The organism is Vibrio sp. PBL-C16, assembly GCF_034321865.1.
Lineage (GTDB): Bacteria > Pseudomonadota > Gammaproteobacteria > Enterobacterales > Vibrionaceae > Vibrio > Vibrio alginolyticus.
In genome coordinates this window covers 1367049-1389925 of the sequence record NZ_JAXLNY010000001.1, presented here as the reverse complement: position 1 = coordinate 1389925, position 22877 = coordinate 1367049, and the positions used below count along the sequence as shown (strand labels likewise).

General features: G+C 46.8%; 24 protein-coding genes and 1 pseudogene. 13 read left to right on the top strand and 12 right to left on the bottom strand.

Annotated features, from left to right (window positions below):
- Window positions 1–152 precede the first annotated feature (152 nt).
- Together UQW94_RS05985 and UQW94_RS05980 are read right to left on the bottom strand one after the other, a co-directional pair.
- A complete protein-coding gene (locus UQW94_RS05985; RefSeq protein ID WP_005374318.1) occupies window positions 153–440 on the bottom strand; it encodes a hypothetical protein in 288 nt (95 codons plus the stop codon).
- Window positions 441–506: 66 nt separating this feature from the next.
- Entirely contained in the window at window positions 507–1406 is a 900-nt protein-coding gene (locus UQW94_RS05980; RefSeq protein ID WP_017634359.1) for a DMT family transporter, read from the bottom strand.
- Between the two features lie 92 nt (window positions 1407–1498).
- On the opposite strand from UQW94_RS05980, the gene UQW94_RS05975 reads away from it, so the two are divergent.
- Window positions 1499–2935 (top strand): PLP-dependent aminotransferase family protein, encoded by a 1437-nt coding sequence (locus UQW94_RS05975; RefSeq protein ID WP_322142091.1) that lies wholly within the window; start codon window positions 1499–1501, stop codon window positions 2933–2935.
- Between the two features lie 95 nt (window positions 2936–3030).
- On the opposite strand, the gene UQW94_RS05970 is transcribed toward UQW94_RS05975, so the two are convergent.
- The 3 genes from UQW94_RS05970 to UQW94_RS05960 all read right to left on the bottom strand — a co-directional run bounded on the left by UQW94_RS05970 (window position 3031) and on the right by UQW94_RS05960 (window position 6837).
- Window positions 3031–4167, bottom strand: coding sequence for a glycerate kinase (locus UQW94_RS05970; RefSeq protein WP_213890965.1), 1137 nt, complete (start codon window positions 4165–4167; stop codon window positions 3031–3033).
- Window positions 4168–4183: 16 nt separating this feature from the next.
- Window positions 4184–5536 (bottom strand): GntP family permease, encoded by a 1353-nt coding sequence (locus tag UQW94_RS05965; protein WP_017634362.1) that lies wholly within the window; start codon window positions 5534–5536, stop codon window positions 4184–4186.
- A gap of 158 nt (window positions 5537–5694) precedes the next feature.
- Window positions 5695–6837: a sugar diacid recognition domain-containing protein gene (locus UQW94_RS05960; protein WP_080259109.1), complete on the bottom strand. Its 1143-nt coding sequence runs from the start codon at window positions 6835–6837 to the stop codon at window positions 5695–5697.
- A 234-nt stretch (window positions 6838–7071) separates the two neighbouring features.
- On the opposite strand from UQW94_RS05960, the gene UQW94_RS05955 reads away from it, so the two are divergent.
- Window positions 7072–7245, top strand: a complete 174-nt coding sequence (locus tag UQW94_RS05955; RefSeq protein WP_005374332.1) for a hypothetical protein — start codon at window positions 7072–7074, stop codon at window positions 7243–7245.
- A gap of 69 nt (window positions 7246–7314) precedes the next feature.
- Here UQW94_RS05955 and UQW94_RS05950 read toward each other — a convergent pair whose 3' ends face one another.
- The gene (locus tag UQW94_RS05950) at window positions 7315–7677 is read right to left on the bottom strand and encodes a hypothetical protein (RefSeq protein WP_322142090.1); all 363 of its coding nucleotides are present in this window, start codon (window positions 7675–7677) and stop codon (window positions 7315–7317) included.
- Window positions 7678–7953: 276 nt separating this feature from the next.
- Between UQW94_RS05950 and UQW94_RS05945 the strand changes: the two genes are divergently transcribed.
- The 5 genes from UQW94_RS05945 (at window position 7954) to UQW94_RS05925 (ending at window position 11987) form a co-directional block, all read left to right on the top strand.
- Window positions 7954–9801 (top strand): M3 family metallopeptidase, encoded by a 1848-nt coding sequence (locus UQW94_RS05945; protein WP_322142089.1) that lies wholly within the window; start codon window positions 7954–7956, stop codon window positions 9799–9801.
- Window positions 9802–9870: 69 nt separating this feature from the next.
- Window positions 9871–10407: a DUF924 family protein gene (locus tag UQW94_RS05940; RefSeq protein WP_064369523.1), complete on the top strand. Its 537-nt coding sequence runs from the start codon at window positions 9871–9873 to the stop codon at window positions 10405–10407.
- Window positions 10408–10431: 24 nt separating this feature from the next.
- On the top strand, window positions 10432–10761 hold the full coding sequence (locus UQW94_RS05935; RefSeq protein ID WP_017634368.1) for a DUF4144 domain-containing protein: 330 nt from the start codon (window positions 10432–10434) through the stop codon (window positions 10759–10761).
- A 139-nt stretch (window positions 10762–10900) separates the two neighbouring features.
- Window positions 10901–11386, top strand: a complete 486-nt coding sequence (locus UQW94_RS05930) for a VOC family protein (RefSeq protein WP_005374344.1) — start codon at window positions 10901–10903, stop codon at window positions 11384–11386.
- A gap of 175 nt (window positions 11387–11561) precedes the next feature.
- Window positions 11562–11987 carry a VOC family protein gene (locus tag UQW94_RS05925; RefSeq protein ID WP_017821017.1) on the top strand — a complete coding sequence of 142 codons (426 nt, stop codon included), beginning with the start codon at window positions 11562–11564 and terminating at the stop codon, window positions 11985–11987.
- Window positions 11988–12064: 77 nt separating this feature from the next.
- On the opposite strand, the gene UQW94_RS05920 is transcribed toward UQW94_RS05925, so the two are convergent.
- Window positions 12065–13201, bottom strand: coding sequence for an MBL fold metallo-hydrolase (locus tag UQW94_RS05920; RefSeq protein WP_322142088.1), 1137 nt, complete (start codon window positions 13199–13201; stop codon window positions 12065–12067).
- A gap of 182 nt (window positions 13202–13383) precedes the next feature.
- On the opposite strand from UQW94_RS05920, the gene UQW94_RS05915 reads away from it, so the two are divergent.
- On the top strand, window positions 13384–13629 hold the full coding sequence (locus UQW94_RS05915; protein ID WP_005374351.1) for a Rho-binding antiterminator: 246 nt from the start codon (window positions 13384–13386) through the stop codon (window positions 13627–13629).
- 96 nt (window positions 13630–13725) lie between these two features.
- Here UQW94_RS05915 and UQW94_RS05910 read toward each other — a convergent pair whose 3' ends face one another.
- From UQW94_RS05910 to ompW, 3 genes are all read right to left on the bottom strand, one after another.
- Window positions 13726–15216 (bottom strand): MDR family MFS transporter, encoded by a 1491-nt coding sequence (locus UQW94_RS05910; protein ID WP_006740970.1) that lies wholly within the window; start codon window positions 15214–15216, stop codon window positions 13726–13728.
- The gene (locus tag UQW94_RS05905) at window positions 15213–16238 is read right to left on the bottom strand and encodes an HlyD family secretion protein (protein WP_322142087.1); all 1026 of its coding nucleotides are present in this window, start codon (window positions 16236–16238) and stop codon (window positions 15213–15215) included. The genes UQW94_RS05910 and UQW94_RS05905 overlap by 4 nt, the downstream gene beginning before the upstream one ends.
- Window positions 16239–16452: 214 nt before the next feature.
- Complete coding sequence (gene ompW, locus UQW94_RS05900) at window positions 16453–17094, bottom strand: outer membrane protein OmpW (protein WP_065275593.1); 642 nt, start codon at window positions 17092–17094, stop codon at window positions 16453–16455.
- Window positions 17095–17591: 497 nt separating this feature from the next.
- On the opposite strand from ompW, the pseudogene UQW94_RS05895 reads away from it, so the two are divergent.
- The 3 genes and pseudogenes from UQW94_RS05895 to UQW94_RS05885 all read left to right on the top strand — a co-directional run bounded on the left by UQW94_RS05895 (window position 17592) and on the right by UQW94_RS05885 (window position 19217).
- Window positions 17592–18237 (top strand): annotated as a pseudogene (locus tag UQW94_RS05895) (Qnr family pentapeptide repeat protein).
- A 9-nt stretch (window positions 18238–18246) separates the two neighbouring features.
- Window positions 18247–18558 (top strand): cupin domain-containing protein, encoded by a 312-nt coding sequence (locus UQW94_RS05890; RefSeq protein WP_005383281.1) that lies wholly within the window; start codon window positions 18247–18249, stop codon window positions 18556–18558.
- 38 nt (window positions 18559–18596) lie between these two features.
- On the top strand, window positions 18597–19217 hold the full coding sequence (locus tag UQW94_RS05885) for an HAD-IB family hydrolase (RefSeq protein WP_047102502.1): 621 nt from the start codon (window positions 18597–18599) through the stop codon (window positions 19215–19217).
- Between the two features lie 116 nt (window positions 19218–19333).
- Here the strand turns inward: UQW94_RS05885 and UQW94_RS05880 are convergent, their stop codons facing one another.
- Together UQW94_RS05880 and UQW94_RS05875 are read right to left on the bottom strand one after the other, a co-directional pair.
- Entirely contained in the window at window positions 19334–20512 is a 1179-nt protein-coding gene (locus UQW94_RS05880) for a lytic polysaccharide monooxygenase (RefSeq protein ID WP_322142086.1), read from the bottom strand.
- A gap of 213 nt (window positions 20513–20725) precedes the next feature.
- On the bottom strand, window positions 20726–21166 hold the full coding sequence (locus UQW94_RS05875) for an Lrp/AsnC family transcriptional regulator (RefSeq protein WP_031780811.1): 441 nt from the start codon (window positions 21164–21166) through the stop codon (window positions 20726–20728).
- 114 nt (window positions 21167–21280) lie between these two features.
- On the opposite strand from UQW94_RS05875, the gene UQW94_RS05870 reads away from it, so the two are divergent.
- Together UQW94_RS05870 and UQW94_RS05865 are read left to right on the top strand one after the other, a co-directional pair.
- On the top strand, window positions 21281–21865 hold the full coding sequence (locus tag UQW94_RS05870) for a LysE family translocator (protein ID WP_062730858.1): 585 nt from the start codon (window positions 21281–21283) through the stop codon (window positions 21863–21865).
- 179 nt (window positions 21866–22044) lie between these two features.
- Complete coding sequence (locus UQW94_RS05865; RefSeq protein ID WP_258660446.1) at window positions 22045–22818, top strand: siderophore-interacting protein; 774 nt, start codon at window positions 22045–22047, stop codon at window positions 22816–22818.
- Window positions 22819–22877: the final 59 nt, after the last annotated feature.

Genomic DNA, 22877 nt, shown 5'->3' with positions numbered 1-22877 from the left:
CATGTGAGACCGAGCCAATATATCGCCAATTTCTTACGATTAAAGGCTTAAGGGGTAAGAAGAGACAAACACCACTCAAACTTGAGAACAGCAGCCAAAGAGCTGTGTAACAAAACGACGCTATGTGTCAGATATTAGACGGTTTTTACTCTCTAGTTACTGAGTAAAGGCACATTATTTCGCACCAGACCACGACGAACATTCGTGCACATTTTGCCAAAACGACGAATCTCATCGAACTGCGGAACAATGCCGCGCTCCATGGCTGACTCCCAATAAGTGACTTCTGAATCGACCATTTCCAACAATTTCTTCGGACAGCCAATGCACTGCCCTTCTGGTCCACATACAAACGTTTCTGGTTCATAAATTGGTAGTTCCGCTTTTACTTGCTCGATGATGCTACGCATGGCGGTCATTCGATCTGGCTTTACCTTCATCATTCTGCTCCACGGATTAAGATGAAGCAGATTGTACCCACTGATACGCAAATGTCCCTACCCAATTTAGGTATATTCTGTTTGAATCGATTTCTTTATCGTCAGATCCGGCTTTTTAACCACCAAATACACCGCCGTAGCTGCCAGTACGAAACCAGAAATCCCCATCCAATCAAATGACTCTCCAAACGCGAGCCAAGCCTGAATCGCCGTCGTTGGCGGCACCAGGTAGAATACAGAAGCTACGCTCGATGCAGCACCGTTCTTAACCATGTACAGCAGCAGTAGAATAGCTACACAAGAGAGCACGACGACCAACCACAACACAGTCAAAATAAACTCCAGTTCCCACTGCACTTGCATGGTTTCAAACTGCATCGCAACGGGCAGAAACATGACGAGCGCGGCCAAATATTGCACCGTCGCACCACCCACCATATCCACTTGTTGGCAATGTTTTTTCTGATAAAGCGTCCCTAGCGTGATACCAACCAAAGCCAACAAACACAAACCAATGGCCAACACTTTATGCTGCTCGGATTGCCACTCCATTTTGCCCATCAACACCATAGCGATACCGACAAAACCAAGAGCCAAACCCAGCCATTGCGAGGGCTTAAACTCCTCACGAACAAACGCCACCAGCAAAGCCGCGGTTAAAATCGGTTGAATACCCACCAGCAACGAACTCAACCCAGCAGGCATACCCAAGGCGATAGCGAAATAAGTACCGCCCAGATAGAAACCGTGGATCAACGCACCAACCACACAGCTGTGCCAAAAATCTTTTCCTGTCGGCAACCTTCTACGCAATACCGCCACAAGAACCAAAAACAATAAGACATTGAATGCCATACGGATAGAAAGTAGTGTCGCTGGCTCGGCATATTGCAAACCAAAACGCGCACCAACGAATCCAGAAGCCCAAAGGATGACAAATACAAAAGGGATGGCTCGGATTAACATGATCGCCTCACTCACGCTTGTTTTATGTTTTGAGATACTGCTAATGTAATTAGGTACAGTGTTTTCAAAAAGTGACAGATGGAAGTGTTTTTATGGGTACAGATTTATTGGGAAGCGGTGAAGGGAATAAGTACCTCGTGGTGGAAAAACACCTCAAACAAGCCATCAATGGTGGCGTTTATCAGGCGGATGATCGACTGCCCTCCATTCGCTCGTTGAGCCAAGAATTAAACGTCAGTAAAAATACCGTGATTCGTGCGTATCAAGAGCTGGAAGCACAAAACTTGGTTTACTCGGTTCCCAAATCGGGTTATCGAGTTAAAGTCGCCTTGCCGACCTCTCGCTCAATTCCGGATCCGACTCGCGTGGATTTGCTCTCGATCTGCAAAGAAATCCTTACTTATCCTGAATACCAAGAGAGTTTGCCTACCGGTTCTGCCCACCCAAACATTGACTCCCCCGCGATCAAAAGCTTGTACGCCGAGATCGGCCGCCACAGCCGCCAGCAAACGCATGTACCGAGCCATTACCAATTACCACCCGGTGATCACCTCTTAATCAAACAACTAGCGAAAATCACACAAGATTTGGGCACGCCAGCCAAGTTGGATGAGATCATGGTGACGCACGGCGCGCAACAAGCCATTAGCCTAGCGCTGCGCGCAACGACACAAAAAGGCGATATCGTCGCGGTGGAGTCCCCTTGCTATTTTGGCAACTTATTGATGCTAGAATCACTCGGCCTCAAAGTGGTGGAAATTCCGAGTTGCCCACGCGACGGTATGTGCCCCGAAGCCTTAGCAAAAGCAATGGCGACATGGGACATAAAAGCGATCATCGTAACGCCAAACTTCACCAATCCAACTGGTGCCATGATGCCGCTAGAAAAGCGTCAACAATTACTATTGGCGTCCGGCAATATTCCTATTATCGAAGACGATGTGTTTGGCGGGTTAAGTTATGATAAGCCGTTGCCAAGCTTGAGATTGCTCGATGACAAGCAACGCGTAATTTACGTAAATTCGTTATCCAAAACGCTCGATTCGCGTTTGAGAATTGGTTGGATGTTGGCGGGGCGATATCGAGATCAAATTGAGCAATATCTACTGTGTGAGAACATGGGCAGTTTGAACCTAATGCAATCCGCCGTGGCAACGTTTCTAACGTCAGGCAAGTATCGAACGCATACTGCGCGAATGGGTCGGGTTTATCAAAACAACATGCGACGATTTATCCAGATGCTTCATCAATACTTGGATGAATACGAACCTCTAAAAAATCGATACCAGATCAACGCCGTGCAAGGTTCGTTCTTGCTTTGGTTGCGACTGCCCGAAGACACGGACAGCTATGCGTTGTATCAAGCATGCAATAAGCACAGAATCAGCCTACTTCCCGGCACCGTATTTGGCACTCAAGGGCAATATCGGCATTGCGTACGCCTCAGCGTGGCAAACTTTGGTCATGAAACCGATTGGAGTCAAGCGATGCAAACACTGGCAAAATTGATAGCAAAGCATGCCTGTTAACTCGCTCTTGCTAAATGAACTTATGCCTACACACGCAAACACGTAACAACAAAAAACTCCACGCAAAGGTGGAGTTTTTCATATCGTCATCGCCTTCAGTGCGACTTAATTTGCCACATTCTCGAGACGTTTTCGGCTAAGTTAGCAACGTTGACGTCGGCCTCTTTCATGGCCTCAGGTAAGCTCATCGCCCTTGGTACACAAGCAAACACCGCATCAATGCCGCACTCATAAACCGCCTGATAGTTGTCGCCCACACAGCCTGCTAATGCAATGACTGGTAAATTACACTGCTTGGCGACCTGAGCAACACCCATCGGCGTTTTGCCATGTGCGGTTTGATGATCGATTCGACCCTCGCCTGTAAATACGATATCCGCATCCGCAACATGCTGAGCAAGTTTGACCGTTTCAAGCACAATCTCAATTCCCGGTTGCAAACGTGCTGGCGTGTACCCGAGCAAGGCCGCGCCCATACCACCAGCAGCACCCGCCCCTTCACGAGTCAGTACATGCTTACCAGTCGCTTGTTCCGTCAACTCGCCAAACTTGCGCAATGCGTTATCGAGCAGAGTAACGTCTGATACGGTCGCTCCCTTTTGAGGGCCAAAGATAGCCGACGCGCCTTTGTCACCACAGAGTGGGTTATCAACATCGCACGCTACCAACACTTCGCAAGTTGCTAAGCGAGGGTCAATACCAGAAATATCGATGGACGCAAGCGCCGCTAACCCGCCTCCATTTGGGGTAATTGCATGACCAGATTCATCAAGAAACGCCACCCCCAACGCGGTCAACATGCCCACGCCACCATCATTGGTAGCGCTGCCGCCCAAACCAATGATTAAGCGTTGAATGCCTCTGTCTAGCGCGTGTTTGATCAGCTGTCCGGTACCAATGCTACTGGTCAGTTTTGGGTCGCGAGCATCACTCGGCACAAGGTGCAGACCACTGGCCTCCGCCATTTCAATAACCGCGGTTTCGCCGTCGCCGAGGATGCCATAAAACGCTTCAACATCATTCCCTAATGGCGCGGTCACCGTTGTGAAGACTTGTTCGCCTTGAGTTGCATCTATCAAAGATTGGACCGTGCCTTCGCCACCGTCTGCGACCGGAACCGTAACAAACTCGGCATCATGCCATACGCGAGCAAGACCCGTTTTGATCGCCTCGCTCACTTGTTTGGCGGTTAAGCTTTCTTTAAATGAATCAGGTGCAATTACCACTTTCATACGTATTTCCAGAGACTTATAAGAGAACGAGGCTCAAAATGTACACCAATGCCATTGCCGTGACACCTTGAACGAGCGTAGCCATGGTTTGCGCGCGGTACGCTAAGCCCACCGACATGCGGCTAAACTGCGAAACTACCCAGAAGAAACTGTCGTTTGCATGAGAAACCGTCATCGCACCAGCACCGATCGCCATCACCGTTAATACGCGGCCCATTTCTGAATCGAGCCCCAATTGCGTAAGCATAGGCGCAACCAAAGCCGATGTGGTCACCAATGCAACCGTTGATGAACCTTGCGCCGACTTTAGCGCAGCCGCAACGATAAATGGCATGAAAATACCCACGCCCAGCGCCGATAGCGTCGTACCTAAGTATTCACCTAGCGGCGTTGCTTTTAATACCGCGCCAAAAGCACCACCCGCACCGGTAATCAAAAGAATAGGCGCAGCAGCCGTAATACCTTGGCTGATTCGCTCGCCAAATTCTTCAATCTTGTTGTCTGATTTGAGTAGGCGAACAGAAAGGAACAGGCCAATCACTAATGCCGTTAGTGGCTGTCCTAAGAAAGTCAGAACATCAAACACAAAACCTTCGCCCAGCGGTAGGCTTGGGAATTTCGCGATAGAGCCAAAACAGATCAATAAGATAGGAACAAAAATAGGAGCGAATGCTTGGCTCGCCGTTGGCAATTTGCCGTAAGACGCTTTGAGTGCTTGCCAGTCTTGCTGAATTTCTTCTGCGGCTTCAATGCCATCTGGTTCAACATGTTGGAATCGGTTCGCCCACAACATCCCCGCTAGCGCCGCAACCGCTGCAACAAACACACCCACACCAATCACTAAACCAAGGTTAGATTCCAGGCCTAAGTTACCCGCAGCGGCAATCGGTCCAGGAGTTGGCGGCACAAATGTGTGCGTTGCGTATAGGCCAGTTGCCAACGCCACACTCATCGCAACGCTTGAGGTTTTTAAACGCTTCGCGAGTGATTCTTTGAGCGAGTTCAGAATGACAAAGCCTGAATCACAAAATACTGGAACAGAAACGATGTAACCGATGATACTCATGGTCAATGTTGGGAAACGCTCACCCAAAACTTTGATGACCGTATCGGCCATGGTGATCGCCGCACCACTTTTTTCCAAAATAACACCAATGATGGTACCTAAAACGATAACCAAACCAATGTAACCAAGGATGCCGCCAAAGCCAGAAGCAATGGTTTTGGCAATGCTATCTGCCGGTAAGCCGTAAGCAAATGCCGCAAGGAACGCCGCGATGATCAGCGCTAAAAAGGGATGTAATTTGAATTTGGTGGTCGTGAGCACAATAAATGCGATCACCCCAAGCAGGATTAATATAAGGTTCATGATAACTCCATTTATTCTTATTTTGCTGAGCGAGTCCGTGTTGGCTCACTCAACATGTAGGGACGCATGAATTATTAATCGTTTGCTTTAGAATTCCTTTAGGCGGAGTGACAAATGATGTGGTCAAAAAATAACGCGTATTGTGCAAATGCACAATGTCACGCCATTTTTGAGAGCCGAGTCGCAATATAAAGCTCCGCTAACCCCACAAAATTGGTGGTTGGTAGCCCCGTTATCTCGGTGATTTTTTCTAACCGATAACGCAGAGTGTTCCGGTGAATAAACAGCATTTTAGAGCATTCCGTCACATTGCCATTGCATTCAAACAACGCATCTAGGGTTTTCAATAATTGCCCGGATTTGTCTTTCTCTTTCAACCGTTTCACGCCATCAATAATTTGTTCACCTTGCCAAATATCCGCCAACGGCGCTAACAAAACAGGCAAACGAAGTTCATCGAACAGGTACTTACGTTTCTCTGGGTAGAACTGCTTGCCAATGGCTAATACCTGCTTCGCGCTTTGGTATGACAACGCGACATCTTTAGGCTCATTAAACAGCTGTCCTAGCGCAATGTGAAACGTATGCGAATCGTGATCGCTTAAACGCGACATCAACTTATCAATGCGCTCACTTTCAACTTGGCTGTCCCACTGCTTGGCGGAATGACACGGTTTCAACACCACAATTTCATTCACCGAGACAATCGCAACTAGATTGTTACGCTCTGGGTATTCAAGCAGTTCAACAATATTGCGCACACTCTTCATGCTTTTTGAGGCCGACGGCGTCGAGACTTCAATCACCGTTGCCACCCGTGGTTGAGTAACATCGATAGAAAGACGCATCGCCCAATCTTTCAGCTCTTCATCGGTCAATTTCCCATTGATCCAAGCCAGAATAAACTCTTCGCGATGACGTCTGTCCCACTGAAATTTTTCCACCAGCGCGGCTTGCTCGATTGTCAATTCAGCGGTCATTTTAACCAGTTTGGCAAAATCTCGGATTTTCTCCGGCTCGCCTGTGACACCAACAATACCGACCACGTCACCATGTAATTTCAACAACATATTGATACCGGGTTTGACACCCTGCAACGTCAAACATTGCTGCTCATTAAGCTCTAGCGAATCGCCATGATTCAGCGCCAGTACCGCGCCATCATGCACTTGCCCAACACGTTTAGGGTCGCCACTGCCAATGATGATGCCTGCCGAGTTCATCACATTCACATTGTGACCAATGATGGACATGGTTCGATCAACAATTTGTTGTGCTAAAGCGTGGTCGAGAATCACCATTTCGAGTTTCCAAATTGACCGTTTAATCACTCAATAAATCACAAATGGCAAACTATCGCGATGCTGCGGTTCTAAATAACGGAAGCAGCTCAAAGCATTATCCAATTACCCATATTTAAAAAGTGGATTAAACCTTCATTTTTAGCAGAGGGTTATATACTTAGAACAAAGGTTACCAATGCATTCTTCACTGTGCATTGATGCCACTCGTCTACCTACAGAGGAGAGATCAACATGGAGTTACGGAATAAATCGGGGGAAGTTGCAAATATTGCTGATAACCTCACTTTGAAGGAAATCACAGAAATGGGCTACACCGTAGATTTATGCGATGAAGCATTTGCCCCTGGAGAGCATTGGAAAGCGGAAGGTAAAACGCAAGGTATGGGCGAGTATCCAGAGGAGTAAACGTCCTGACTAACCAGCGCACAAAGCGCTCCACAAACAGAAAAGCCGAGCGACTTAACGCTCGGTTTTCTACTTTTGAACTTCTTGAATAAACAAGCCCATCTCTTCAAGATAATTGCCGTTTGAGCATCCCCAATCGGTGACTTCAATCAGCTCGGTAACTAACTGTCCAGATTCATCATTTTGTACTCGCTGCACAAACGCTTCAAAGCGTTCCAGTTGCGCCTGACTGTTAACGCCATGCACGGCATATTCTACAAGCAAGCCGTTGTACGTCTGCCAGCGCTGGTCGCCCGCAACATCATTGCTTAAAATCACAGAACACTTTTGTTGAATGCTTTCAACCGCATCATTTCTTGGTGGCGCGACTGTGGAACATCCAACTAAAATCGTACCTACCGCCAATAACGTAACTTTTGTCTTATTTATCATATCGTTTCCAACTGTATCGCCACGATATGGAAATCTTATTACACCTGATAAGGATCATCGATAGCGCACCGCAGATTAATTACTTAATAAACTGTAAACTCCATACCAGTCTTAACACTGCAAGCTCAGAACTCCTATTAACCCACCCAAATGTAAACAAATAGTAAAATCACCTTTACGCGATGCAAAATCGACAAATGAGATTAGCGTTCCTTTCTCGCGGCCAAGCGTGCAATAATCAACTGTCTACATAACGAAACCATTTGAAGGATCAAAATGACCGCAACGGATTATCTCAACGACCTCAATCAACGTTACCTTGCGATTCACCGCACCAAAGAAGATTTCTTTTGGGAAACTTACATGGGGATCAGCGATGACCATGATGGCTCGACGCAAGCACAAACGGCATGGACAAGCTTTTTAAGCAACGCCGAGCAAATTACTGCCATCAAACAACAGCTTGAAGCCGCGGACTCAATTACCGACCCACAAGAGAAACAACAAACCATTACAGGTCTTTCGGGTTGGCTGGCGATGTTTGAATCTCACGCTATCGAGGGCGAAAAGGCACAAGCGTTGAAAAATCAGCTCATTGCCTTTGAAGCTGAGCTGTTCGAGAAAAAACAGAACCACGTACAAACGTTTACCGATGAAAACGGCGAGCAAGTGGAAGGTTCACTTCCAGTATTAAGCTCAACCATTCGCACCAGCAATCATGAAGAAGTTCGCCAATCGGCTCATCAAGCGTTGCTGAACCTTGAACAATGGCTACTGCAAAACGGCTTTATTGAACTGATCAAACTGCGCAACCAGTTCGCTCGCTCACTGGGTTATGCGACTTTCTTTGATTACTCCGTGCAAAAAACGGAAAAGATGAGCACTGAGCAGCTATTCGAAATTTTGGAAGATTTCGAACAACGCACGCGAGATGCGCATCTAAACAGCTTAGAAAACTTGGCGAAAGAGAAAGGCGCAAGCGCACTAGCAGGCTACAACTTTGTTTACTCATTCGCGGGTGACGTTATGCGTGACCTTGACCCATATGTGCCGTTCTCAAAATCTCTGAGACGCTGGGTAGAATCATTTGGTCGCCTAAATATTGATTACTCTGGTGCGACGCTAACGCTGGATTTACTAGATCGCAAAGGTAAGTACCCGAATGGGTTCTGCCACGGCCCTATTCCTTCTTTCTATAATCAAGGCGAATGGGTCGCAGCGCAGGTGAACTTCACCAGTAATGCCAAACCAGACCAAGTGGGCAGCGGCTACGATGGCATTAACACGCTGTTCCACGAAGGCGGCCACGCAGCACACTTTGCGAACGTAAAAATGAACGCACCTTGTTTCTCGCAGGAGTTTGCGCCGACGTCAATGGCTTATGCAGAAACTCAGTCGATGTTCTGTGATAGCCTGTTAACCGATGCCGATTGGCTAAAACAATACGCACTGGATGATGAAGGGAATCCGGTTCCTGATGAGATCATTCAAGCGATGATCAACAGCCGTCAGCCATTCAAAGCTTATGAAGAACGTAGCATCTTGGTTGTGCCGTACTTTGAGCGCGCGTTATATCAACTGAGCGATGATGAGTTAACGCCAGAACGCATCACTAAGCTGGCTCGCGATTGTGAAAAACAGATCCTTGGTTTGGAATGCAGCCCTCGCCCACTGATGGCGATTCCACATTTGCTATCCGACGAAGCGGCTTGCGCGTATCAAGGTTACCTACTCGCGCACATGGCTGTGTACCAGACCCGTGCATACTTCCTTGAGAAGTTTGGTTACCTGACGGATAACCCAGAAATTGGCCCACTGCTGGCAAAACACTACTGGCACGCAGGCAATCACTTGTCGCACAACGAAACCATTGTCAGCCTGACTGGCGAAGGCTTCAATGCCAAATACCTTGCAGACGTGTGTAACCTGTCGCCAGAACAGGCATGGGAAGTGCAGCAGAAGAAAATCGACTCACTTGCGACGCGAGAGCGAGTACCAGTCGCTTCACTGAACGCCGCGATTAAAGTCGTCGACGGCAGTAAAGAGCTGGCAAGCAACGCCATCTCTGACGAACAAATGTGTGACGATTTTGAACATTACATCATAGAGACTTACGGTCGATAACACGCAGAAAGCCAGGAGCTCGCCTTCTGGCTTTTTATTCTTTAGCTAATGCAATAGGAAGGAAGATCCATGTACCAAGAAGTCATCAAATTTTGGTTCGAGGAGCTATCGCCCCAAAATTGGTTTGAAAACAACCCAGAACTGGACAAGCGTATTGCATCGCGATTTGCCTCGGTATTAGAACAAGCCGCTCGTTGTGAACTGTTTAATTGGCGTGACAGCGCACAAGGACGATTGGCCGAAATCATCGTCCTCGACCAGTTTTCACGTAATGTGTATCGCAACACCCCAAAAGCGTTTGCACAAGACCCACTCGCATTAGCATTGGCTCAAGAGGCAATTCGGTTAGGTCACGACAAAGAATTAGCGCCCGAGCAGCTAAGCTTTTTGTACATGCCGTTTATGCACAGCGAATCTCGCCTCATTCATGTCCAAGCTGAAAAATTGTTTCGCGCATCAGGGCTTGAAAATAACTACGATTTTGAGCTAAAACACAAAGCCATCATCGACCAGTTTGGGCGCTATCCTCATCGCAATGCGATACTGGGAAGAAAGAGCACTCCCGAAGAGTTAGCGTTTTTGCAACAACCTGGGTCAAGTTTCTAAATAACAATGAATAATGAGTTAACCATGAGAGACCACGCAGTGTGTTGGCCATGCTTGCTAAAACTAGACGGCGACGATGAGCTGATCTACACGCATTCCCAGTCCGACTTAGACTCTGAATGCGAAGCCCTCATTTTTGGGCAAGATGATTACGTTATCGACTCAAATGGCAACACGTTTGAATTGAAAAACAATGGCTCGAACACCACTCTTTTACATCTAAAAGAACGAACGCTGTCCGTAGAAGAGGTTACGTCATTAATCCAATCGCATGAATTCAGCCTCGCGCAACGGTGCATTATCAAGATTCATTTCACCTCGGTGAGGCAAGCTGTTGAGGCCTTAGCTCACTAACTCAATCCCAACATGCACAACATTAAATAAAATTATCATTTTTATAATTTATGATAATTTCATGTAATCAACATCACGCCATATACTCTCCCACATCGAAACAAGACAACGTTCAAACACTCATGTTGGGAGCAAACAAATGAAAATGAATCATGTCGGTATTATGGTCGGAGATATGGACAAAGCGGTTGAGTTTTACACGCAAGCGCTAGGTCTAAAAGTCGTTATGGGCAACACGAAAGTGATTGAAGAACGCGAAACGGCAATTGGCAGAATGTGTATTGCGGTCTTTGGGGAAGGCTTTAAAGGCTTCAACATTGCGCACCTTGTGACAAGTGATGGCATCGGCCTTGAGTTATTCGAAATGAAAGAGCGTCAAGAGCGCCATGAAGTGGATTTTTCTCGCATCGGTATCTTCCATTTCTGTTTGCAGACAGACGATTTTGAAGGTGCTATCAAACGCACCGAAGCACTAGGTGGCAAAGTTCGCATGGACATCATGCGTTACCACCCAGAAGACGATAATAAGCCTGCGAAAATGGTTTACCTAGAAGACCCATTCGGCAACCTATTCGAGCTTTACTCACACACTTACGAAGAAACTTACGCTTCTGATTACGAGTAATAGCCCCATCCATATTCCAAAAGGCTAGCAATACGCTAGCCTTTTTTTGTTTGCTTTGAGTTGCAGTGTTTCTGCACTCGCTCTAGCAAAAAAACATCTGGAATTTGATCATTTCTCTCACCACTTTTAAGGTCACTTTATACTTACCTCAACACAATGCAAAAAGGAGTGAAGTATGCCCACCAAAAATCCAATCGCCATCAAAGCGCTTGATCATGTTGTTTTAAGGACCTGTAACCTCGATGCTATGTTGCATTTCTATCGAGACATTTTGGGCTGCCCTGTCGAACGCGAAGTAACGGAACTTGGTTTAACTCAACTTAGGGCAGGTAACGCATTGATTGATGTTGTGACGGTAGACAGCGAATTAGGCCAACTCGGCGGTAAGCCACCAGTTCAAAATGGTCGTAATATTGACCATTTTTGCCTGCAATTGGCGCCTTTTTCCGAGGATGAATTACTGGAATATCTGCGTTCGAACGGCATTGAAACCGAAGAGTTTGCGAAACGCTACGGAGCACAAGGATTCGGTCGCTCACTCTATATTCATGATCCGGAAGGAAATGTCGTCGAGTTAAAACCTCAAGTGATTGATGAGTAAGCGAGTAAAAAACCTTGTTATATTCTGAAAATAACAAGGTTAACTTCTAAAATAATTATTGAAGTAAGAACATATTATTAAGTCAAAATTCTAGCTGGCTCACCTGTTTCTTTTTCTCGCCACCATTGTTTATTTATCTGTTTTTTATGAACGTAAAAACTCTCCCCCGGCATTGGCGTCAGCAGCGTTATATGTTCTTTTTGACAATGGGCAAGCAAATCTAAAATCGGTTCGTCCCAGCGGTGAGTAAATAGCTCGTATGTAGCCCAATGTACTGGCAGCAGTTTTTTCGCATTTAAATCGCGAAACGCTTGCACGGTATGATGAGCCTGCATGTGCCCCCAGTTTTCGACTGGATAACCTTGGCCTTTCACATCGGCAGCCACTTCCAAACAGGCAATGTCGATTGGTCCACATCGCTGTGCGATCTCGGAAAAGTGCGAATCGTAAGCTGAATCGCCACTAAAATAGAGCGTCTCTTCTTTGCCTTTGATGACCCAAGAAGCCCACAGGGTCGCGTTTTTATCGAAATAAGTACGACCCGAATTATGGTTAGCAGGCGTACAAATCAGTTCGATTCCAGCATAGTGTACGCTATCCCACCAATCGAATTCCACGATGTTGTCTGCGCAAACGCCCCACTTTATCAGATGCTTGCCAACCCCTAAGGGCACATAAAACGTCACGGGTTTATCGGCGTAGAAACGTATGGTCGATGCTTCTAAATGGTCGTAATGATCGTGCGAAATCACGATAATTTCAGGAATCGGCAAACAATCTCTGGCATGGGTATTGGGAATATTGCGTTCAAACCACGCTTTTGCGATGAACGGAGAAGCGTAATCAAATACCGGATCAGTCAGAATTCGAATGCCATCGACCTCCACCAGCATGGTGGAATGGCCCAGCCAAGTAACGCGCATCGATTCACTTCGCTGCGCAAACTGCGTAGGTTGAATTGGGAAATGTGGCAGATGTTCGTTAGGACTCAATGGCGTTCTACCACCAAGATAGCTCCAACACACCTGCCAGAATGATTGCGGGCTAGGGACATTTGGCATCTCGTTTTTAACGCGGCCGTTTTCAAATTGAGGCGAGTGGTGAACACGGTGCGCCAACTGCGCATGGTAGGTTTGAGGGGAAATCAGTGAACTTGGCTTTTGTGTCTTTTGTTCACTCGTTAGGTATGTGCGCTTAAGTATCGTCTCAGACATATCGTTATTTTGTCTCGCTTGTGAACGCTCAACAGTAGGTTTATTAAAACGTGCGTGTATGTCTATTTCGTGACCAAAATGAGGTGTAAGATGAAGATTCAGTTTCAATCAAACGTTTTCTATATTAAGGAAGCAGTTCTCAAACCTTCTGAATACTGCGTCGGTTTGAAAAGGAGAAAACTATGGTGACTTGCAGCCAATACGATTTTATTGAAATCGCCTGTATGTTTAAGCTCCCTATCGAGATCACACTAAAGAATGGTGAAACTCATCAGGGCAACGCGTTCGACACAGGCTACGACATGCAGCGACAAGAGTGCTTGTTTTTAGATATGGATGGTGAGCACACCGCCTTCCCGACTGAACAATTAGTCGCAATGCGCGCGCTCAAAACCAATCCGCATTTTGACGAAGTGACGTTTGAGTAAACGTCCTTCTTTCACTGACACCGTCCAATAAAAAACGCCTCTCAAGCTGACACAACTTGAGAGGCGTTCTCTTACACTATTCACCGGAACTTCATGTTATTCACGCGACCGAATGAAAACCAGCATCGGCATCATGATCACGAACATCACTCCCACAAGCTGGAAGGTGTGCACAAACGCGACCATTTGCGATTGCTGCTGCAACATCTGTTGGTATTGGTCTAACGCAACCGGGTCGGTAATAGAAAGCCCCTGATTGGCCGCCCAGTCATGCAAGTTAGGATTATAAGGATTAATACCCTCTCCCAGTGCATGCCATTGCTGCTGACTATCACGATATTGGAACGTGGTGGCGATAGAAATACCAAACGAGCTACCAATGGTACGGAACAGATTGTAAATACTCGCCGCCGCAACAGATTGCTCTTTCGGAATCGTTAAATACGCCAAGGTGGATAGCGTCGAGAAGGTTAAACCAAGCCCCATCCCCTGAATCATACTCGGCATCACAATCCAAAATGTATCGATCTGCAGTGAGTATTGCGTCATCAAATAACTACCAATCCCGATGCAGCTTAAGCCAAAGACTATTTTGATTCTGGGATCGAATTGCGGATTGAGCTTAATCACCAAAATCAACATCGCCGCTGACGCCAACCCACGCGGTGCCATTAATAAACCAGTGGTTGAGACCGGATAATCCAGCAAGCTTTCCAACAGCATTGGTTGTTGAGTCGTCAGGCCAAACATCGCCATCGACACCACGGCAATCATCAATGACGAGACCATAAGGTTTCGGTCTTTCAGCAGCCACAATGGCGCTATTGGACTTTTGGTTTTCCAACTGCGATAGATCCACATCACCAATCCCATGACTGCGAGCAATATCGCCGTCTGGATCATGCGTGAGTTGAGCCAGTCTTCTTCATTCCCTTTATCCAACACAAACTGCAACGCGCCCACACCTAACGCCATGTAACCGATGATCCACCAGTCAAAGTTAGGTTTGGATTTGTTGTCGATGTGGATATAGCGATAAATCAAAGAGGTACAGATCAAACCGAATGGCAAGTTGATGTAAAAAATCCAGCGCCAGTTAATGTTGTCGGTGATCACACCACCCACAACTGGGCCCAAAATAGGACCAAGCAAAATGCCGATGGAGAAAATTGCCATCGCTTTGCCTTTTTGCTCATACGGATAAATCTGCACTAACGTCGACTGCGCCAATGGAATCACCGACGCGCCGAAAGCGCCTTGGATAATGCGAAATAGCACCATCTCTTCAAGAGACTGTGCTTGCCCACAAAGCGCACTGGCAATCACGAAACCGACCACGGCAACCAGCATGACTTTGCGTTCACCAAAGCGCGACACCCAGAAACTGGTCATCGGAATGAAGATCGCTTCCGCCATGCTGTAACCCGTCAGCACCCACGTAATTTGGTCTGCCGTTGCGCCCAACGCGCCCATCATGTGCGATAGCGACACGTTCGCAACGGTCATATCGATTAACACCATGATGGCAGAAAGCATCACGGCGACGGTGGCAATCCCCCGTTTGTCTGCCGTAATTTGATGGCTCATTGCACGCGACTTTGCAAATCGATGGTGACTTCTGAGCTCGCACCCACGCGAAGTTGCGGCGCATCGGCCGGTACTTCTAATACCAAACGTACAGGGAAACGCTGTTTGATTTTAACCCAGTTACCCGTTGCGTTTTCTGGTGGCATCAAGGAGAACGATGTACCACTCGCAGGCGATAGTTGTTCTACCGTTGCTTTCCACACCACGTCTGGGTACATATCAATCACCACATCCGCATGCATACCAGGTTTGATGTGAGTAAGATCGGTTTCTTTAAAGTTCGCGCGTACCCAATAGCTGTCTTTTAAAATCACAGGGAACAGCGTTTGACCCACGCTAACAACCGAGCCTACGTGCGTATTGATCTCACCGGCAATGCCATCCACTGGTGACGTAATGTCGGTGTAGCTCAAGTTCAGCTCTGCTTGCGCTAACTGTGCTGCCGCTTGTTGAACAACCGCAGCCTCTGCGCCTTCTTCACCACGGTTCGCAATGGCTTTTTCTACCGTCGCGCGCGCTTGCTCCAGGCTCGCTTGGGCATTGGCTAGTTTGTTTTTTGCCGTATCTAAATCTTGGTCCGACGCCAGTTTGCGTTTCACCAAGGAATCCGTACGTTTGTACTCTACTTGCGCTTCTGTCAGGTTAGAGCGCGCCGCATCTAAGCCCGCAACAGCTTCAGTTACCTGCTTATCGGCAACGTCATGTTGCTGGACCGCCAATTGGTATGCCGCTTTTGCTTGCTTCACTGCCAACAAATATGGGCGTGAATCTATCTTCAGCAGTAGGTCACCTTTGTTAACAGATTGGAAGTCTTTGACATCCACAGAAACCACTTGGCCTTTTACCTGAGGCGCTACCGACAAAATTTTTGCCCTAACGTAGGCATCTTCCGTGCTTGGATGACTGTCAGAATACTGCCAAGACCAATACATCGCACTAAATGCAATAACACAGAGAGTGAAGAAAAGAGTTTTTACCAGCTTAGATCTGGCGGAAGAATGCTTCGCGATGTCGTCGCTCATTTATATTGTCCACTTGTTCAATTATGTGATCAGTGTAGGACTTTTCGATCTTCGGACAATAAAATGATCTGCAAGGTAAAGATCCAATTTTGCATGTTGCTAAGTTGAGTAAATGATGTGCAATCAAAACGAGGATAAAAAAGAGGGGCAGTCCCCGTAACCGCCCCCAAAGTCATGCCAATAATAGTAATATGCGTGTAACTACTGGTTTTTCTTAGAACTTGTAACCGCCGCTGATCATAAATACCCAAGGGTTAATTTTGACGTCGGTTTTTTGCTTCGCTCCACCTGCTTTGTAAGTTGCTTCTGTTTCAATGTTTGCGTACCACGCAGCAGCGTTGAGGAACCATTGATCGTTGATCATGTAGTCCACACCAATATTCGCTGCTAGACCGAATGAATCATCTAATTTCAAATCTGATAAGCCATTGTCTTTACCCGTGCTATTGAAACCCTCATCAAAGAACATGGTGTAGTTGAGACCTGCACCAACGTATGGACGGAACTTACTTTGTGGCTCGCCAAAGTAGTACTGCACCATTAGCGTTGGTGGTAAATGTTTGGTTTTCGCGATATCACTACCAACCAAATCTGTCGAAATATCGTGGCTGAATGGTGTTGCTGCTAGAAGCTCTAAACTGATGTTGTCTGTGAACATGTAGCCAAACGTCAAACCAAGCTGCGTATTTGAGTCAACTTCTAACTCTTCTTGAGAACCAAGAATCTTATCACTGCTGTCATTTGGAACGACAGATGCCGCACCAACACGAAGAACGAAGTCACCTTGTTTATGAGCGAAAACACTTGGTGACACGAGTGCAGCAACCACTGCTAGACTGCAGATTGTTTTTTTCATTTTTTATTTCCTTTTGTAGGGCTTCGTTATGTTACACCCAAAGGTGTGCCTGCTGACTGGCCTTAGATTTCAAGTAAACTCAGCGCCTTGAAGCACACGGGCATCTATATTTTTTTTGAGCTGCGCGCAATCTAGCACATAGAAACCCTACTATTTTGATGGAAATCAATTTGTGAAAAATATAGGTTTTCTGTATGGAGAAACGCCATATTGATCAACAAATTATGCAAATAGGATACAATTCTGTAATGCAAACTGTGCGTGTGAGTTGCCATGCATACCCATAAATGCGAATCCTCTCGTTAAGGCTCGTAGCCAGCAAAAACTTTTTTCGTCCTCTACGTCTTCTATTTTCAAAAAACAACCCACTTATAACGCTCGTTTGCCCCCTTAAAATCGCGATTTGAGGGGTTTGTAAAGCACTGAAATACAAGAAGTTATTTTTCTGGAAAATCAGTCACTTGGAGTGCTAGTCTGCTCGCAGCTAAGGAGAAGACATGTTAAAAACCGACCTCATTTTTGAACGAGAAAACTTTTCTCATCACGATTTTCAGAATGCCACCTTTAAAAACTGCCACTTTTATATGTGCTGTTTCGACCATGCCGATCTGCGCGATGCTAAGTTCATCGACTGTCGCTTTATCGAATCCAAAGCGCTAGAAGGGTGTAGTTTTCGCTTCGCGAACTTAAAAGACGCCAGCTTTACGAACTGTATGTTGGCGATGAGCCTGTTTAACGGCGCAAATTGTATGGGCTTGGAGCTGCGTAAGTGCGATCTCAAAGGGGCAAACTTCCAAGGTGCGAACTTTGCGCATCAGTAACACCATGTTTTTCTGTTCTGCTTTTATTACTGGCTGCAACCTCACCTACTGTAACTTCGAACGAGTGTTACTAGAAAAATGTGACCTCTTTGAAAACCGTTGGAACGGTGCGAACCTCGCAGGGGCAACTCTCAAAGGCTCGGATTTATCTCGCTGCGAATTCTCGCCAGAACAATGGGGAACCTTTAACGTTGAGCAGTGTGATCTGACTCATGTCGAACTAGACGGGCTGGATGTTCGCCGCGTTTCTCTGTTTGGTGTTAAAATTTGTGATTGGCAACAAGAGCAATTGCTTGCGCCTTTTGGACTGATCATTCTCTAAGGAAAGGCCATGAACCTGTTTAAAGACTTACCGAATAACCTCGACGAGGAAGTGTTCGAAGACCTGCTGACCCACAAAAACCTGCGTATAGAACGCATTGTCTCAACGGGGCAAACCTCGCCCGAAAGTGGCTGGTACGATCAAGAAGAACATGAATGGGTCTTGGTTCTTAAAGGAGCTGGAGAGCTGACTTTTGAATCAGGTGTAGTGCAACGACTTGAGGCAGGCGATCACGTTACGATTCCAGCTCATACCAAACACAAAGTGAGCTGGACTGACCCAACGCAAGAAACCATCTGGTTGGCGGTGTTTTATCAATAAACACAAAACGATCTTAAACCCCAAAATAGGCGCTGAGTTTGCTCGATACTACTAAGCCGTCACTGGCACTGTTTGATTTTGATGGCACCATCACCCGAGAGGATATGTTTAGCCTTTTCCTCCACTATTCTGCTTATGGCCTGCGCAAACGAGTAGGAAAGGTCGCTATCATGCCATTTTATGCGCTGTACAAACTCGGAGTGTTACCCGCTCGTGTTATGCGCCCTCTCAGCAGTTTTATTGCATTTTCAGGGAAAGAAACGCAGAAAATTGAAGCGATTGGCGCTCAGTTTGCCCATGAAGTGATCCCGCTGTACTTACGGCCAGAAGCGATGGAAAGGTTGGCGTGGCATCAGCACAGAGGCGATACCATTGTGGTGGTGTCGGCATCACTCAATGCGTATCTCAAGCCTTGGTGTGAAGCGAACGGTTACCACTTGCTGTGCAGTGAACTGATCTCAGAACAGCCAAAACTGAGTGGCTTTTACCAGCAAGGTGATTGCAGTTTAGAAAAAAAAGTCTCGCGCGTTAGGGCCACGTTTTCGCTCGACGAATTTGCGTCTGTTTATGCCTACGGTGATACACACGAAGACATTCCGATGCTAAAACTGGCAGACTACGCGATGCTCAACTGGAGCGAGTGGAGAGCAAGCGAATAACGATATGTGCTCTGATTTTCAAGACAACCACTCGACCAAAGTGGTCGTTTTAGACTGAACAATAAAACCCTTCTCACATGAGAAGGGTTTTATTGTTCAGAGCCCGAATAACTGGCTTAACGCCATACACCCCATTGGCCTGTTGTGCCTGGTTCCTCACCAGACGTCCACCACTGGGCAGTCCATTCTTTGCCGTTGTGCGTCACCACATCACCTTGGTTGTAAACGGCCGTCTTGTCCCACAAGTTGGTTGGTTCAACTGGTGGCGGTACATCCGCTTTGATCAGTGACAACGCATAACTGAAGTCTGCACTTGGCGCTAATACTTGGTTTGCATTCACGTTCTTACTATCGAACATGTAGTGGTTCATCTCTTGATGCCAAATGCCAACATACCAATCGCCCGTTTGCTGCGCGTTAAATTGATCTGCTATTTCTGCAGCCCAAGTCGCCGTATTGTTTGCGCTGATTGGTAGTGAAATATCGACAATTTCATTCCCCGTCGCATTAAACGTACGGAAACGCACCGTATCGCCAGACTCTACTGGCCCAAAACCTTGCTGAACAAAGTAGCCTAGAGATGTCAGATTGTTGCCTGGTTCGGTTGGATCAACAGGGTCAGTCGGTGGCGTCGTACCCGTTCCGTTTAACGTAATGTCACTACAGTTGTAGAAGCCTTCCCCAGCGACATCAATGCGCTGCCAACGAGTATAAAGCACCGCATCGCCGGAACGATCAGCAGGGAAAGTCACCTGAATACGGTAGCGTTTTTCCGCATCAACATACACATCACCTGCGGTGTCGATAAGCTCTAAATCACTCCAAGTAAGAGGCTTTGAATCATCATAAGTTGGCTTGGTGAGATAGAATTCCCAGTACGATGGGTTGTGCGGCGCTTTGCCGTAAAACACCAATTCAATCTGGTTATTTGCATCTGGCGTAACATTGGTGCGCTGCCAGTTTGGAGAAGGAATGTTCAAGCCTTTCTTAGCTGTATCGCCAGCAGAACATAGCTCACCGTCGCGAACCACGGCTTTCACATGCTCCATATCTCGGTAATTTGGTACGTTTGCTGCAATTTCGCTACGCTGCACAAACGGATACGCGCCAGATTCTTCAAAAGCCGCTTTACACGCTTGGTTAGGGATCTCGTTGGTCCAAAAGCCACCGTCTAAATAACACGTATTTTGACGAGCACTTGGAAACTCTACCCAGCCGTGGGCGTTGACGTTAAATGAGCTCAATGCGGCAACAGCGCTTAAGCTCAAAAGAGGAAGTGTTACATGTGATTTCATCGTTCATCCTTAATTTTGCTGACTCGCCGCTCATGAACACAAGCGGTTTAAGCAAAACTAGCAGGATGGGATTATTTAGAAGGTGAGAATAAATATGGAAATTGTAAGAGTGCCATCTGCTTTCCAGCATTTGTTGTGAACCATTCTCATACTCGACTGACTCTTTCGAGTCACTTCAAATTCGTGCGCAACAAAACTGTCACTCTCGGTCGGCTAGCGTTCGTCTTTTGGTGTGTCCATCACCACCATGGTTGTGATCGACTTGACGTGCTCACACTCACCCAACACATCAGCATGGAACGCTTTATAAGCGGCGAGATTTTGCGTCTCTACGCGTATGAGATATTCGTTAGATCCCGTAATGTTGTGACATTCCACCACCTCGTTTACAAAACGCACATGCTCTTCGAAACCCAGCTGTGCCTGCTTAGAGTGCGAGGCCAAACCAATCGACACATAAGCGACAAAACCCACGCCAAGTTGCTGATTATCCAGTACTGCTCGGTAGCCTTTGATCACGCCTTTACGCTCTAAATCTTGCACTCGGCGTAAGGTTGCAGAAGGAGATAAACCAACGCGTTCCGACAGCTCCACATTGGAGATTCTTCCGTCTCGTTTGAGCACTTGCAATATTCTTTCGTCAAATCTATCCATCATGATGTTTCATTGCTTATTTAGTTTCTAATCATCAAATAAAAGCACAATATTGACCTCAGTTCTACTTATAGTTGTTCTCAACTTATCGAGAACTGATTCAAGGAACAATCTATGGAATATCATCAACTGGGCGCTTTGGCGTTGTTCGCTTTTGTCTCCACTTTTACGCCGGGTCCCAATAACATTATGTTGATGACCTCAGGGGCAAATGTCGGCTTTAAACGCACTATCCCACATATGTTGGGCATTACCTTTGGCTTTGGTGCCATGCTAATTTTGGTGGGCATTGGCTTGATGAGCCTGTTCCACGCATATCCAATTACACACTCCATTTTGAAAGTGTTAAGCTTGAGTTATTTGCTGTACTTGACGTACAAAATCGCCACCAGCGACAAAACCGAAGCAAAACACGATTTTCGCCCAATGTCTTTTTTAGGGGCTGTCGCATTCCAATGGGTGAACCCAAAAGGTTGGTCGATGGCGTTGACGGCCATTACGGTATACAGCAGTGGCGGTGCATGGCTCGAACTGACTTTTATCGCCGGTATCTTCTGTTTAGCCAACTTGCCATCGGTGACATTTTGGACGGCGGCAGGTATGCAATTGCAGCGTTGGTTGACCACCGATAAACGCGTTAAGGGGTTCAACTACAGCATGGCTGCGCTGTTGCTTTTGTCTACGATTCCAATGATATAAGTCCATTTATGGTTAAAAAACGACTCACTTTACGTGGTTAGAGAAAGGATAGAGGTAATATTTTTCTTGAGGCTTTGGCGTTAATTCACAGTGTAAATTTGTTTAAAGACGCTACCCTCTTGTTAGGGAACTTGATAATCTTTAAATGAGAAAGAGAATAATTATCGAGTAAAGTAACAATGAAAAAGAAGCCTCAACCTAAAACGCTTGTTGTCACAGACACAGAAACCATCACTCCAAACATGCAGCGCATTACCTTGCAAGGTGAGGCGCTGAGCCACTTTCCTCGTGACTGCGAAGGCAGTTACATCAAATTACTGTTTAACGATATGGGCGGCGCGGATCTGAGCATCCTGTCAGAAGACGACCGACCAATCATGCGCACTTACACAATTCGACGCTTTCATCCAGAAACCAGCTCAATCGAAGTGGATTTCGTCCGACACGTAACGCAAGATCTGCAATGCGGGTTTGCCGCACGTTGGGCAATGGCCGCGCAAAAAGGCGACACGATCAACATCGTGGGGCCGGGTAGCATTTCCAACTTAAATACTGAGGCGGATTGGTTCTTCATGGCTGCCGATATGACGGCACTTCCAGCGCTTTCTGCGAAAATTCGCACGTTGCCAGAGGAGGCCAAAGGCTACGCTGTGATCAGCGTGATGTCTCCAGACGACATCCAACCCCTACACGCGCCAGCAGGCGTGGAGTTGATTTGGTTAACCGAAGGGCAAGCCTTGGCTGATAGCGTTCGCGAACTCGAGTGGTTAGATGGTAACGCTTCGGTATGGTGTGCGTGTGAGTTCGATTCAATGCGCGCGCTGCGCCAATATTTCCGCAACGAAAAAGAAGTCGATCGCGAGAATATCTACATCAGCAGCTATTGGAAAAAAGGCGTGTCTGAAGATGGGCACAAAGTGATTAAACGTGAAGACGCGGAATCCAACCAATAGTGATTCATGTCTTTTCGATTCCAGCTCTCATCCTAATAAAAACGCCCGGCATCACCGGG